This is a genomic window from Burkholderia pseudomultivorans (assembly GCF_001718415.1).
GTDB lineage: Bacteria > Pseudomonadota > Gammaproteobacteria > Burkholderiales > Burkholderiaceae > Burkholderia > Burkholderia pseudomultivorans_A.
Window position 1 is genome coordinate 1,975,374 of sequence record NZ_CP013378.1, and the last position, 13,868, is coordinate 1,989,241.

Below are 13,868 nucleotides of genomic sequence, written 5' to 3' on the forward strand. Positions count from 1 at the left end.
CCGGCGGGGCGTTCCGGTCTCTCGTCCAGGCGCATTTTTCCGGGCTCATCGGAATCACGTATGAGGATTAAAACGCGCCGCGATCCGCACATGGCGGACAGCCATGCGCGAGGAAAAAAACGGGTAACGGCTTGATAATAAATGTTTTAAATAATAATCAGGCGGCGAGTCGCATAACGACGGAAATAAAGCCGCCACCGCTCTTTTGAATGAGCGGCAGGCGGCTTGGTTTTGCAGCTTGCGTTACATCCCGTTCATGCAAAGCTCGAGCGCAGTCTCCCAGTGCGGCGCCCGCACGCCGAAGTGCTCGGCCAGTTTCTCGTTCGACATGCGCGAATTCGCCGGGCGGCTCGCAGGCGTCGGATAGGCGCTGGCGGGAATCGGCGTCACCGAAGGTTTCTTCTGCAGATTCGAGAGACGGAAAATCGCCTCGGCGAATCCATGCCATGAAGTCGAGCCCGCCGCGCACAGGTGATAGACGCCCGAATGCGCGCTCCACCATGCTTCCCGGCCGCTCGCACCGGCGGCGACTGCCTGCGCGACCACGTGCGCCGTCAGCGTCGCGATCGTGTTCGACCAGGTCGGCGCGCCGATCTGGTCCGCGACGATCTTCAGTTCGTCGCGCTCGGCGCCGAGGCGCAGCATCGTCAGCAGAAAGTTCTTGCCGCGCGCGCCGTACACCCAGCTCGTGCGGAAGATCAGGTGCGCGCAGCCGGCAGCCGCGATCGCCTGTTCGCCTTCGAGCTTGGTCTTGCCGTAGACGTTTTGCGGATCGACCGGATCGTCCTCGACGTAGGCGCCATCCTTCGTGCCGGCGAACACGTAGTCCGTCGAGTAATGAATCAGCGCCGCGCCGATGCGCTTCGCTTCTTCGGCGAGCACCGCCGGTGCCTCGGCATTCAGGCGCGTGGCCAGCGCGACGTCGGTTTGCGCCTGATCCACCGCCGTATAGGCGGCCGGGTTCACGATCAGGTCGGGCTTCAGGTCGCGCACGACGTCGCGCACCTGGTCGAGGCGCGACAGGTCGAGCCGGCTGCGGTCGAGCGCGACCACGTTGCCGAGCCCTTGCAGCGTGCGCGCCAGCTCGAAGCCGACCTGGCCGTTGATGCCGGTGAGCAGGATGGTTCGCGGTTCAGGCGTGTGCACGGCGGTCCTCACTGGAAGCATTCGGCTTCGGCAAGCCGCTTGCCCGCCGCATCCTTCGCGGCCAGCAGCGGCTCGAAATCGATCGGCCACTCGATGCCGATCTCCGGATCGTTCCACACGATGCTGCGCTCGTGCTCCGGGTACCAGTAGTCGGTGGTCTTGTAGAGGAACTGCGCCGCCTCCGACAGCACCACGAATCCATGCGCGAACCCGGGCGGCACCCACAGCTGCCGGTGGTTGTCCGCCGACAGCGTCACGCCGACCCACTTGCCGAAGTTCGGCGAGTGCTTGCGGATATCGACCGCAACGTCGAACACCTCGCCCTCGACCACGCGCACGAGCTTGCCCTGCGCATGCTGGATCTGATAGTGCAGCCCGCGCAGCACGCCCTTCGCCGAGCGCGAATGGTTGTCCTGCACGAACTCCACGCCCGGCTCGACGTGCTCGGCGAATTCACGCCCGTTGAAGCTCTCGTAGAAATAGCCGCGCGCATCGCCGAACACCTTCGGCTCGATGATCTTGACTTCGGGCAGCGCCGTGGCAGTTACCGTGATGGCCATGCAACCTGATCCGTAAGAATGTTGAGCAAATATTGACCGTAGCCGTTCTTCGACAACGGCTGCGCCAGCTTCTGCACCTGCTCCGCGTCGATCCACTGACGGCGGTACGCGATTTCCTCCGGGCACGCGACCACCAGCCCTTGCCGCTTCTGCAGCGTCGCGATGAAGCTCGCCGCCTCGATCAGCGAATCGTGCGTGCCGGTGTCGAGCCACGCGTAACCGCGCCCCATGATCTCGACATTCAGTGCGCCGTCCGCCAGATAGCGCGAATTGACGTCGGTGATCTCCAGCTCGCCGCGCGGCGACGGCTTGATGTCGGCCGCGATGTCGCACACGCGGTTGTCGTAGAAGTACAGGCCCGTGACCGCATAGTGCGAACGCGGTTTCGCCGGCTTCTCCTCGATCGACAGCGCGCGGAAGTCCCGGTCGAATTCGACCACGCCGTAACGCTCGGGATCGTGCACGTGATACGCGAACACCGTCGCGCCCGCTTGCTGCGCGTTCGCATGCTCAAGCTGCTTCGCGAGGTCGTGGCCGTAGAAGATGTTGTCGCCGAGAATCAGCGCCGACGGATCGTTGCCGACGAATTCCCTGCCGATGATGAACGCCTGCGCGAGCCCGTCCGGCGACGGCTGCACCGCGTACTGGATGTTCATCCCCCACTGGCTGCCGTCGCCGAGCATCGCCTCGAAGCGCGGCGTGTCCTGCGGCGTCGAGATGATCAGCACGTCGCGAATGCCCGCGACCATCAGCGTCGACAGCGGATAGTAGATCATCGGCTTGTCGTACACCGGCAGCAACTGCTTCGACACCGCGTGCGTGATCGGATACAGCCGGGTGCCGGAACCGCCGGCCAGGATGATGCCTTTGCGTGCCATGTCCGCCACCCTTACGCGCGCTGCGCGTAGTTGGTTTCGACCCACTTGCGGTATTCGCCCGACGCGACTTCGTCGGCCCACGCCTGGTTGTCGAGATACCATGCGACCGTCTTCGCCAGCCCCGTCTCGAACGTCTCCGCCGGCTTCCAGCCGAGCTCGCGCTCGAGCTTGCGCGCATCGATCGCGTAGCGGCGGTCGTGGCCGGGGCGGTCCGTCACGTAGGTGATCTGGTCGCGATACGAGCCGGCCGCCTTCGGGCGCTGCGCATCGAGCAGGTCGCACAGCGTGTGCACGACTTCGAGGTTCTTCTTCTCGTTCCAGCCGCCGACGTTGTACGTCTCGCCGGGCACGCCGCGTGCGAGCACTTCGCGGATCGCGCTGCAGTGGTCGCCCACGTACAGCCAGTCGCGCACGTTCTGGCCGTCGCCGTAGACGGGCAGCGGCTTGCCGGCGAGCGCGTTGGCAATCATCAGCGGAATGAGCTTCTCCGGGAACTGGTACGGACCGTAGTTGTTCGAGCAGTTCGTGGTGAGCGTCGGCAGGCCGTAGGTGTGATGGTACGCGCGTACGAGATGATCGGAGCCGGCCTTGGTGGCCGAGTACGGGCTGTTCGGCGCGTACGGCGTCGTTTCGGAGAACTGTGGATCGGTTGCCGACAGCGAGCCGAACACTTCGTCGGTCGACACGTGCAGGAAGCGGAACGCGGCCTTGTCGGCTTCGGGCAGCGCGTTCCAGTATTGACGCGTGGCTTCGAGCAGCGTGAAGGTGCCGACGACATTGGTCTGCACGAAATCGGCCGGGCCGTGGATCGAGCGGTCGACGTGGCTTTCGGCGGCGAAATGCAGCACCGCGCGCGGCTTGTGCTCGGCGAACAGCGCGTCGAGTGCCGCGCGGTCGCAGATGTCCACGCGTGCGAACACGTGTTTCGGATCGTCCTGCAACGACTTTAAAGTTCCGAGATTGCCCGCGTAGGTCAATTTATCGACGTTCAGAACCGCTTCATCCGATTGGCGCAGCCAGTCGAGCACAAAATTGGCCCCGATAAAACCGGCGCCGCCTGTTACCAATATCATGTAGCCTCTGTTTTGTTTTTAATGGCAGCGTGTGCTGCCATCCTCTCGGTTGTCCGTATGGCATCGATCCCTCGATCGAGGCAGTGCGAAGAATATCAAGAAACGACGAATCGAGTTGGCGTTTCTGACATTTTCCTTGCGGGTCCGTCGAGGCGGGATCCTTGTCGGCAAAGGCTGTGCGGGCGTTGAATCCATCGCGAAAGAGTATTAATTCTGTATTCCGGGGCGTTCGGGAACGTACGGGCGCCGCGGCGATTCGCCGCTGACGGGCGGCGCGCGCGCGGGGGGCCGCGGCGTTGGACAGCGCTGAAACCGCCGTATGGAAAAGTACGACGGGACTCGCGAATGAGTTGCCGATTAGCGGGGCGGCCATAAGTGCCGACTGAAAAATCGCTGAAGTTCGTTATTTCCCTAATTTTCCGTGCATGCCGCCTGATTCGTCTTCGACGATATTTGCAAACGATTGCGTGTCGCCATATCGGTCATGGAAACCCGTTAAAGTGCCTGCGGTTTTCTATCGGTCGTACATATTCCGACTTCGTATCGAGCTGTGTGTATGACCGCGGTCGCAGTGCGTCGACGTGTCATCTATGCCGCGGCGTAAACCCCCGCTGCTGCACATCCGCCCCCTGCGCGACGATCGCCGTACTTTCCGGGATTTCCTCCCACGCGCCGCGCAGATCGACGAGCGGCTCCGACACCACCATGAACGCGTCATCGCCGGCCTCCGCGATGCGCGGATTGTGCGGATACAACTCGTGCAGGTGCTTGAACGACGTGCTGTGAAACAGCGAGCGCGATTGCCGCTCGCTCGAATAGCGCACCGCGATGATCCGTTCGCCGTCGGTCGCGCAGATCGTCATGTTCAGCGGTTGCGCCACACGATGCCGCGCGGCCGTTTCCTCGACCACGCCAGCCATCCGCTCGAGCGCGGGCAGCGGCGCCTGCTCGAGCCCGTATGTCAAGGCGAGGCGGAACATCAGCTCGGAATCGGTCGAGCCTTCGAGCGTCGGAAACAGCGCGGGATCGACCTTCATCGTCAGGTCGCGGCGCAGCTTGTGGAAGTCGCGGATCAGCCCGTTGTGCGCGAACAGCCAGCGGCCGTGACGAAACGGATGACAGTTGGTTTCCTGTACCGGCGTGTCGGTCGCCGCGCGGATATGCGCGATGAACATTCGAGAACGAATCGCGCGCGCGGCTTCGCGCAGGTTGCGGTCGTTCCAGGCCGGATGCACGGAACGATAGCGAAACGGCAGCTCGTCGGGGTGCCCGTACCAGCCGAGCCCGAAGCCGTCGCCGTTGGTGGTCGTCGCGCCGAGTTCGGAATGCAGGCTCTGGTCGATCAGCGAATGCTTCGCGCGGAACAGCACGGTTTCGAGATGGATCGGATTGCCCGTATAGGCGAGCCAGCGGCACATGACGCGCTCCTTCGCGATGAATCGTGTAGCGCATGGTAGCCGAGTTCGGCGTACCGCCGGCGCGTCGCGTCGATGCCGGCGACGCGCCGGCGTTGCTCGTCAGTCCCCCATCGCATCCATCACACGCGCCGAATAAACAAGCGCCGCGCCCGCATTCAGCGCGACGGCCACGCCGAGCGCTTCCGCCACTTCTTCGCGGGTGGCCCCATGCTTGGCCGCTTCGGCCGTGTGCACCGCGATACAGCCGTCGCAGCGCGTCGTGACGGCCACGGCGAGCGCGATCAGCTCGCGCGTCTTCGCATCGAGATGGCCGGTCTTCGCGCCGGCGCCGGACAGCGCCTTGTAGCCGGCCAGCGTGTCGGGCGACAGCTTCGACAGTTCGCCGATGCGGGTCGAGAGTTCCTTCCGGTATTCGTTCCAGTTCAGCATGATGGGTCCTTTCAGGAAGAGAGGGGGCGCGGCCTGGGCCGCGGTCTCGGGCGATGCAGGACTCATTCTGATCGTTCGCGCTGAGGGTTTCGATACGCTACAGTGTCAATTTTTAGCGCGATCGTCTCATGGATGCCTTGAGTCAGCTGCTGTCGCTGGGCCGCAGTCATGTCGAACTCGACCTGCGCTGCCTGCTCGACGGCGCGTTCGCGATGCCGCACGCGCCGCTGCCACCGGGCGAGGCGGCGTTTCATCTGCTGCTGGCGGGAAGCTGCCGGCTGCGTACCGCGGACGGGCGCATGCTGCAGCTCGCCGAGGGCGACTTCGTACTGCTGCCGGGCGGCGATGCGCACGACCTGCTCGATGCCGCCGCCGTTCGATCGCGGGCAGCCATGCCGCTGCGCGAGCCGACGAGTGCCGGCGGTGCGGTGCTGCCGGTCCGCTCGAATCTTGCCGAACCGGAGCGCGCGAGCGTCGATCTGCTGTGCGGACGCTTCGTCTATGCGCGCGGCGCGGGCGGGCTGCTGATGCGCATGCTGCCGCCGGTGTTGCACGTCGGCTTGAGCGACGCGTCGGGGCTCGCGCCGCTGCAACTGCTGACGAGCGTGCTGCGCGGCGAGGCGTCGAACGCGCAGCCGGGCGCACGCGCGATCGTGAATGCGCTCGGGCAGGCGCTACTCGCGTATGCGCTGCGCGCGTACGGGCGCGACACGCGGATGCCGTCCGGCTGGCTCGCGCTCGCGGCCGACGCGCGGCTCGGCCCGTCGGTCCAGGCCGTGCTGCAGGCACCGGCGAAACCGTGGACGGTGGAGTCGCTCGGCGAAGCTGCGGCGATGTCGCGCGCGACCTATGCGCGGCATTTTCGCGAGAAGGCCGGCATGAGCGTCGGCGCGTTCGTCGCGCAGATCCGCATGATGCATGCGTGCGCATTGCTGCAGGACACGCAGCGCGGCCAGGCCGAAATCGGCCAGGCGGTCGGCTATCAATCCGAGGCTGCGTTCGGCAAGGCGTTTCGCGCCGTGCTCGGCACGACGCCGGGGCGCTGGCGGCGCGCGCAGCGAGCGTCGTAACGCGGCAAGCGCCGATTCGTCGGGCCGCGCAGCGACGCAGCTCGAACCTCAGAGAACGTGCCCGCCGAAGCAGGGCACGCTCGCGACCGGATTACTGCACCAGCGACGGACTGCAGGTAATCGCCTGCGGGAAGTTCTGTACCGTCGCGCTGCCGACCTGCAACCCGAGCAGCTGCAGAAGCGGCGTGACGAGGGAGTTCAGCACGACGAATACCGGGGCGAGAATGCCCGTCAAGATCGGCGACACCGCCGCGACGATCTCCGACACGACGGTGAGATGGAGCCCTGCAACCGACACGTCGAGGTTGTTCGGGTTCGACAACTGTGTCAGCACCGTCTGCAGCAGGCTTCCCGTCGACGCGATCAGGTTCGTCGAAGCCGTCTGGCTGTAAGGTGGGCTGCTGCCGCCGTTCGGCGTCCACGAAGACGGATTGCTCGACATCGGATAGGAAAACTGCAGCGTCTGGGCCTGGCTCGTCAGCGGTACGCTCAAGCCGTTCGATCCGCCGGCGGAGACGGACAGCAGCGGGGGCAGGCCCGGGATGAGATTCAATACCTGAATGATCGGCGCGGATGCGCCACCCGAGGTGACCGCTCCCGTTCCTGCATTGAAGTTCGGCGGCGAGCTCATCGATCCGCCGATATACAGGCCGAGCACGCCCGGCCTGACGTCGATCGTGGCCGACCGGTTGGCGGCCGTGCAGTTCACCGCGGCCAGGCCCGCGGTGCTTGGCCCGACAAACAGCCAGATCGGCAGGTTGACCTGCAGCGCAGAGCCGCCGCCAAAACTGAGCAGGCTGAGCTGAACGGTCAGAAAAACCTTGCCGACTGCCGAAGTGGCAAAGGTGTAGTACTGACCCGACGCGTTCTTTCCGGGCGGGCCGCTTGCGATCGTCGGCGGCTGGATAAGCTGAATGTACGCCGAGACGTTGGCTGTCAGCAGCGGGTTCGACGGAATGTGGATCGCCAGGGGAACCTTGAGGAAATTTGTCCCGTTGGCGATCGACACGCCGTTCGCGGAGACATAGGCCGTTTCCAGTGCCGTGGTCAGCAAGCTCAGCGCGCTGATGCTCGCATCGACCGCTTGCGCGCCATTGGCGGTCGACAGGCCGAGGAGATTCCCCAGTTGCAGCGTCGGACCGCCGTTCACGCCGATCTTCGCAAGAATGGCACGCAAAACGTTGAGGTTGACGTCTGCGACGCCTTCTTTCATGGCCGCGGCAATCTCGGCCTGAATCAACTGGGCCAGCGTCACATCGGTGTTCAGTGCGCCGTTCACCGAACCGGCATTGATGGCTGCCGCGATATCGAGCACGTTGAGGCCCACGGCGGCAAGATTCTGATAGTCCCCGAGCTTGAGCACCAGATTGAATTTCTGTCCGCCGAAAATGCCGCCGAGCAATCCATTCAGCAATTGATTCAGAATGCCGCCATTCAGCGTCGCCAGTGTCGACGACAGCGAGAACGTGTCCTGCACGAGATTGCGTGCCGTCGCGTGAACCATATCCATCCCGCCGAAATACGAAATCGGCGCGCTCAATGTCACCGACACGGCATTGGCCTGCGAGCCTGCCGGGACGGTTTGACTGAAACTGCCGCCGGGCTGGGACGAAGGCTGCCAGTAGCCGCACTGGACAACCGGCGCGGGATTCGTCGCCGCATAGCCGTTCACCTGCGCGACCGCGTTCGCGGTGGATAGCGCAATGCCGGTGCAGCCCGGATCCGAATTGATTTGCTGGACGGCGGAAAGGGCGGCCATGTCGGCCGCGGCCTGGAGCTGGCGTCGCTGCGAATAGGCGATGCCGAGATAGATCGCGCCGAGTAGCAGGATCACGGCCACCGACAGAACAATTGCGCCCGTTATGGCGAGCGAGCCTTGCTGATGATGCCGGGACGCTACACGCCGTATTGCATGATTCGTGCGCCCCGATTTTCCCCGTACGCGTTGTTGTTCGTGATTTTTCATAACGTCGTAGCTGTTATCGGCGGTTCATTGCCGAGATAACAGAATCCCCAATTTCTTTTCTATTGTTGGTGGCGCGCACACCTTTCCTCGCGCGTTGCGCTCTCCGTGCCAGGCGTGAATCGGTTTTAACAATTGGCAGGTGAACCGTGCTCAGCGCGAATCGCATTAGAACACAGGAAATTAGAAAGCAGCGTCGGTTTGTAGGGAGGAGAAATGCGTCGGCGTGTATTCGCGCGCCGATTCGTCTTGCGGCGCGTTAAAGCTGCTAACATGCGCGAAACGTGTTCCGGCCGGGACGAGATACCGACAAAAAAGAGAGGGCAAAGCAATGAATCAAACCACCATCCAGCAACCGTCGTTCGCTTTCGTCGCCGCATCGTGGGCCGCGTTGATCGCCGGTTTTGCCGCATTCCTGATCGGCCTCTGGAATGCCGGCATGCAGCTCAACGAGAAGGGCTACTACTTCACCGTGCTGGCGTTCGGGCTGTATGCGGCGATCTCGCTGCAGAAGAGCGTGCGCGACCGCGCGGAAGGCATTCCCGTCACGGGCATCTACTACGGACTGAGCTGGGTCGCGCTGCTGCTGGCGATCGCGCTGCTGGTCGTCGGCCTGTTCAATGCGACGCTGCAGCTCAGCGAGAAGGGTTTCTATGCGATGTCGTTCGTGCTCGCGCTGTTCGGTGCCGTGACCGTACAGAAGAACACGCGTGACCTGCAAGGCGCGAAGCCGCGCGCGATCGATATCGATTCCGTGCCGCCCGTTCAGGAGTGACGGCACGCCGCGGGCGCGGACGAGGTCGCCCGTTTCGCGACGACGGGGCGCGGGGAAGGGGCGATGCACTCCATCGTCGCGGTGTCTCGACCGCTACTGACGTGCATGGATCGCCGCGCAGTCGCAATGCGGTTTGCGCGCGGCAAATAAAAAGGGCCCGGCATCGCTGCCAGGCCCTTGAATCTTTGGTAGGCCGTACAGGACTTGAACCTGTGACCAACGGATTAAAAGTCCGCTGCTCTACCAACTGAGCTAACGACCCAAAGAGCAAAAGATTATAGCGACGGATTGCTTGGCTGTCAACAACCCGTCACGACAATTACTTGATGGTCTCGAGCTTGCCCTGCGCCGTCTGCGCCGCATTCGATCCCGCGTACTGGGAAACGACCTGCTCGAACGTCTTCTTCGCGGCCGCTTTCTGGCCTTGTTCGAGCTGGTTCGTGCCGATCGCCACGAGCGCGTCGGCCGCACGCGGATGCTGCGGATACTTGCTGACGATCGCCTGCCACGTCGCCGTCGAGCCGCGGTAGTCGCGCAGCGCGTATTGCGCATTGCCGAGCCAGTACTGCGCGGTCGGCTGGTACGGGCTCTGCGGATACTTCGCGATGAAACTGCGGAAAGATGCCGCAGCCGCCTTGAAGTTGCCGTTGCGGAACTGCTGCTGTGCCGCGCTGAGCGCATCCGTTTCACCCGGCTGCACGGTACCTTCGACGCCGTCGATCGTCGCCTGCTGCGGCTCGAACTTCTTGAGCCGCGTGTCGAGATCCTGGTAGTACTCCTTCTGCTGCCGCTCGAGCGTCGTCAGCCGGTTCGTCAGGTCCTCGTTCTCGCCGCGCAGCGTCGCGACCTGCTGGTTCAGCTGGTCGAGGCGGGCGGATTGATCGAGGATCGTACGCTGGGCGGCCGACAACTGGCTGGACAGGTTGTCGCTCTTGCTGCGCAGATCGAGCACGGCGCGGCGCGCCTCGTTGTCGTCGAACATGCCGGCGTGCGCCGGCGCGGCCGACCACGCCGCGCCGACGACGCAGAACGCTGCGGTTACGCGCAGCCAGGATACACGGTGCGTCATACGGCGATTCTTCCGTTACTTACTGTTGATAGACGAGATCGGCGCGGCGGTTCTGCGCCCACGACGCTTCGTCGTGACCCGTTGCCTGCGGCTTTTCCTTGCCGAGGCTCACCGCTTCCATCTGCGAATCGTTCACGCCGAGCAGCGACATCGCGCGACGGACCGCTTCCGCACGCTTCTGGCCCAGCGCGAGGTTGTACTCGCTCGTGCCGCGTTCGTCGGTGTTGCCCTGGATCAGCACATGGCGCTGCGGGTGGCTCTTCAGGTACTGCGCGTGTTGCTGCAGCAGCGGCTGGTACTCGTCCTTCACCGAATAGCTGTCGAAGTCGAAGTAGATGCTGCGCTTCGCGAGCGGGCTGTTCGGATCGTTCAGCGGATCGACGTTCACTTGCGCGACATTGTCGGCGCTCGGCTGCGTGCTGACCGCACCTGCGTTGTTGGCCTTGTCGTCGAGCTTCACACCCGACTTACACGCGGCGAGCGCGCTGATCATCATCACGGCCAGGGCCAGACGAGCTTTGTTCGACATCATGGTTACTCTCCTTGTGGTCATTGCATGAAGGGCCCCCACGACGGCTCACGAACCGAGCCGCCCTGGACGGACAGGATTTGCGGCGGCGCGCTGCCGTCGGAGGGCACTGCTGCCAGAACGTTGCGACCACCCGACTGGGTAGCGTACAGAATGTACTGGCCATTTGCCGCGAAGCTCGGCGATTCGTCGCGATTGGTATTCGTGATGGCGTTCGCCGCGCCGGTTTGCAAATCCTGAACGTACAGCTTGAAGCCCCCGCCCGTGCGGGAGATGTAAGCGAGCAGCTTGCCGTCCGGGCTCACGCGCGGGCTCGTGTTGTAGCTGCCGGTGAATGTCACGCGTTGCGCCGCGCCTGCGCTTTCGCCCTGCGCGGGCATCCGGTAGATCTGCGGCGCGCCGCCGCGATCGCTCGTGAAGTAGATCCAGCGGCCGTCCGGCGAGTAGTACGGCTCGGTGTCGATCGAGCTGCTCTGCGTCAGGCGGCGCAGGCCGCCGCCCGTCGAATTGACCGTGTAGATCTGCGTGTTGCCCGTCAGCGACAGCGCGACCGCGAGCGTGTTGCCGTCCGGCGACCATGCCGGCGCGCTGTTGTTGCCCTTCTGGTCGGACACGATGTAGCGGTGGCCCGTCGGCAGGTCGTGGATGTAGACGATCGGCTTCTTGCGCTCGAACGATACATACGCGACCTTCGTGCCGCTCGGCGACCACGACGGCGAGATGATCGGCTCGGTGCTCGACAGTGCGATGCGCGCGTTCTGGCCGTCCGAGTCGGAAATCTGCAGCTGGTAGCGGTTGCCGCTCTTGATCACGTACGACAGGCGCGTCGCGAACACGCCGCGCACGCCGAGCAGCTTCTGGTAGATGTAGTCGGCGATCTTGTGGCCGGCCGTGCGCAGCGTGCTGTCGTTAGCCGTCAGCGACAGGCCGCCGAGGCTCTGCTGCTTCACGGTGTCGTACAGGATGAAGTTGACCTTGTACTGGCCGTTCCCCTCACGGTTCACGCTGCCCGCGACGAACGCGTTCGCGCCCTTGGCCTTCCACGCGCCGAGGTCGACCGAGGCGGTTTCGGGCACGGGCGTGCTGCCCGCGTCGATGTTGGTGAATTTGCCGCTGCGAGCCAGATCGGCGCGGACGATCGACGTGACCTGCTGCGGCAGGCCCGCCTCGTTCGCGAAGTTCGCGGTGGCAATGGGGAACTGGGTCGAACCGACGCCGGTGATCAGCACGTTGACCTGGGCGTTAGCGGCGCTGCCCGCCGCAATCAGGCAGGAGGCCACGAGTGCCCTGAAACCTAGCTTCGTCATCAAACTCATGCTTCTTGCTTCCCGTATGACATGGATCGCTGCGCAACCGCAGAGACAGTAAAAATACCCGATTCGTTCCCGAATGCGTTCCTGTCGGACAGCGACGGCCGGAGTGTAAGCGCATTTCCGTTCACTCCGCCGCCTTGAAGGTAATCGTAATGTCCGGTGGGGTACGACCGTTAGAATCGGGCGGCAACGGGACCGAGGCCTGGATCGCATTGACCACGGCTTGATCCCACCCCGAATTTCCGCTCGAACGGCGGATCGACACGCTCAGCACGTCGCCCGACGGCGTGCAGCGGATCGCGACGACGGTCGTCAGGCCGGCGCGCTCCCCACCCCACACGATATTCGGCTTCACGCGACGGCGCACCTTGTCCGGATAGCCGGGCGAGGCGGCATTGCCGCCGGCGCCCGAGCCCGTGCCGCTTCGCGCGAGACCCTCGCCGCCGCCTTCGCCGGCGCCGGCCAGACCCTGCATCTGCGCGAGACGCGCATTGCGTTCGCGGTCGAGCTTCGCCTTCGCCGCCGCGTCGGCCTTCGCGCGGGCGCTCGCTTCGGCCTTCGCCTTGGCCGCGGCTTCCGCCTTGGCTTTCGCGGCCGCGTCGGCCTTGGCCTTCGCTGCCTGCTGTGCTTCGAGCTGGGCCTGCTTCTGCTGCTGGAGTTTCTGTTGTTCGAGCTTCTGCTGTTCGAGTTTCTGCTGCTCGGCCAGCTGTTGCTGCTTGAGCTTCTCGGCCTGCTTCTGCTTTTCGCGCTCGGCCGCCTTCTGCGCGGCGAGCGCGGCGGCCTGCTGGGCCGCGAGTTGCGCGCGGCGGGCTTCTTCCTGCTGCTCGGCCTTCAGTTGCTGCGCGCGACGCTGCTGCTCGAGCAGCGCTTCGCGCGCGGCCGCTTCCTGCTGCCGCTTCTTCTGCTGCAGCGCGATGTCGGCCTGCTCGTCCCGGACCGGGGGAGCGGGGGGCGCGACCCGGGCGGGCGGTGTCGGCGTGACGACCGGCCGCGGCGCGGCGACGTCGGGCACCTCGGTCCACAGCTCGGCTTCGGCGCCGGCCGGCGTGCTGTTCTGCCATTGCACGCCGTGATAGAGGAACAGCGCGAGCAGCACGTGCATCAGCGCGGCGAGCGCGAACGCGCGCCAGGTGCCGCGCTCGCGCGGGGGCTGAGGCGGGTAGGCGTTGCTGCGCGTGGATTGCTGCCGGTTCATTGCGATTTGACGAGGAGGCCGACGCGCTTGACGCCGCGCGCCTTCAGATCCGACATCACGGTCATGACTGCATCGTACTGCACGGTCTTGTCGGCTGCGATCACGACCGGCTGGTCAGGGTGATCGGCCTGGCGGGCCGAGATGAAGCTGTCGAGCTCGGCCTTGGTCATCGTGTCTTCCTGCGTCGCGCCGGAGTCGCCCTTGTACTTGACGCTCATCGTGCGGTCGGCCTTGATGTTGACGACGACGGGCGGCGTCTGCTCCTGCGGCGCGGCGTTGCCGACGGTCGGCAGGTTGATGATCGACGGCGCGACGAGCGGTGCCGTGACCATGAAGATCACGAGCAGCACCAGCATCACGTCGATGTACGGCACGACGTTGATGTCGGCCATCGCGCGGCGCGAGCGGCCGCCGCGCATGCTGGATCGAATGGGAGTGCCTGCCATGACG

At 64.6% G+C, this 13,868-nt stretch carries 14 protein-coding genes and 1 tRNA gene; 2 read left to right on the plus strand and 13 right to left on the minus strand.

Annotated features, from left to right (window positions below; all coding sequences use genetic code 11):
* Positions 1-243: 243 nt before the first annotated feature.
* The 6 genes from rfbD to WS57_RS21405 all read right to left on the minus strand — a co-directional run bounded on the left by rfbD (position 244) and on the right by WS57_RS21405 (position 5,504).
* Positions 244-1,167 (minus strand): dTDP-4-dehydrorhamnose reductase, encoded by a 924-nt coding sequence (gene rfbD, locus WS57_RS21380; RefSeq protein ID WP_059513046.1) that lies wholly within the window; start codon positions 1,165-1,167, stop codon positions 244-246.
* Positions 1,155-1,706, minus strand: coding sequence for a dTDP-4-dehydrorhamnose 3,5-epimerase (gene rfbC / locus WS57_RS21385; RefSeq protein WP_040126708.1), 552 nt, complete (start codon positions 1,704-1,706; stop codon positions 1,155-1,157). The genes rfbD and rfbC overlap by 13 nt, the downstream gene beginning before the upstream one ends.
* Complete coding sequence (gene rfbA, locus WS57_RS21390) at positions 1,691-2,584, minus strand: glucose-1-phosphate thymidylyltransferase RfbA (RefSeq protein WP_069244809.1); 894 nt, start codon at positions 2,582-2,584, stop codon at positions 1,691-1,693. The genes rfbC and rfbA overlap by 16 nt, the downstream gene beginning before the upstream one ends.
* Positions 2,585-2,595: 11 nt before the next feature.
* Complete coding sequence (rfbB, locus tag WS57_RS21395) at positions 2,596-3,657, minus strand: dTDP-glucose 4,6-dehydratase (protein ID WP_040126710.1); 1,062 nt, start codon at positions 3,655-3,657, stop codon at positions 2,596-2,598.
* Between the two features lie 584 nt (positions 3,658-4,241).
* Positions 4,242-5,075, minus strand: coding sequence for a class II glutamine amidotransferase (locus tag WS57_RS21400; protein WP_059481496.1), 834 nt, complete (start codon positions 5,073-5,075; stop codon positions 4,242-4,244).
* Between the two features lie 99 nt (positions 5,076-5,174).
* On the minus strand, positions 5,175-5,504 hold the full coding sequence (locus WS57_RS21405; protein ID WP_009692351.1) for a carboxymuconolactone decarboxylase family protein: 330 nt from the start codon (positions 5,502-5,504) through the stop codon (positions 5,175-5,177).
* Between the two features lie 128 nt (positions 5,505-5,632).
* Here WS57_RS21405 and WS57_RS21410 point away from each other — a divergent pair, with 128 nt between their 5' ends.
* Positions 5,633-6,574, plus strand: a complete 942-nt coding sequence (locus tag WS57_RS21410; RefSeq protein WP_059512927.1) for a cupin domain-containing protein — start codon at positions 5,633-5,635, stop codon at positions 6,572-6,574.
* 91 nt (positions 6,575-6,665) lie between these two features.
* On the opposite strand, the gene WS57_RS21415 is transcribed toward WS57_RS21410, so the two are convergent.
* The gene (locus WS57_RS21415; RefSeq protein ID WP_081337654.1) at positions 6,666-8,540 is read right to left on the minus strand and encodes a TadG family pilus assembly protein; all 1,875 of its coding nucleotides are present in this window, start codon (positions 8,538-8,540) and stop codon (positions 6,666-6,668) included.
* Between the two features lie 328 nt (positions 8,541-8,868).
* On the opposite strand from WS57_RS21415, the gene yiaA reads away from it, so the two are divergent.
* Positions 8,869-9,312, plus strand: coding sequence for an inner membrane protein YiaA (yiaA, locus tag WS57_RS21420; protein WP_009692355.1), 444 nt, complete (start codon positions 8,869-8,871; stop codon positions 9,310-9,312).
* 186 nt (positions 9,313-9,498) lie between these two features.
* Here the strand turns inward: yiaA and WS57_RS21425 are convergent.
* The 6 genes from WS57_RS21425 to tolR all read right to left on the minus strand — a co-directional run bounded on the left by WS57_RS21425 (position 9,499) and on the right by tolR (position 13,864).
* Positions 9,499-9,574: transfer RNA gene (locus WS57_RS21425), tRNA-Lys, on the minus strand.
* A 57-nt stretch (positions 9,575-9,631) separates the two neighbouring features.
* Positions 9,632-10,381: a tol-pal system protein YbgF gene (gene ybgF, locus WS57_RS21430; RefSeq protein ID WP_009692356.1), complete on the minus strand. Its 750-nt coding sequence runs from the start codon at positions 10,379-10,381 to the stop codon at positions 9,632-9,634.
* 19 nt (positions 10,382-10,400) lie between these two features.
* Positions 10,401-10,913, minus strand: coding sequence for a peptidoglycan-associated lipoprotein Pal (gene pal, locus WS57_RS21435; protein ID WP_040126715.1), 513 nt, complete (start codon positions 10,911-10,913; stop codon positions 10,401-10,403).
* A gap of 17 nt (positions 10,914-10,930) precedes the next feature.
* Positions 10,931-12,226 (minus strand): Tol-Pal system beta propeller repeat protein TolB, encoded by a 1,296-nt coding sequence (tolB, locus tag WS57_RS21440; RefSeq protein WP_009692358.1) that lies wholly within the window; start codon positions 12,224-12,226, stop codon positions 10,931-10,933.
* Between the two features lie 121 nt (positions 12,227-12,347).
* Complete coding sequence (gene tolA / locus WS57_RS21445; RefSeq protein ID WP_059603874.1) at positions 12,348-13,418, minus strand: cell envelope integrity protein TolA; 1,071 nt, start codon at positions 13,416-13,418, stop codon at positions 12,348-12,350.
* Positions 13,415-13,864 carry a protein TolR gene (gene tolR, locus WS57_RS21450; protein WP_006401570.1) on the minus strand — a complete coding sequence of 150 codons (450 nt, stop codon included), beginning with the start codon at positions 13,862-13,864 and terminating at the stop codon, positions 13,415-13,417. The genes tolA and tolR overlap by 4 nt, the downstream gene beginning before the upstream one ends.
* Positions 13,865-13,868 lie beyond the last annotated feature (4 nt).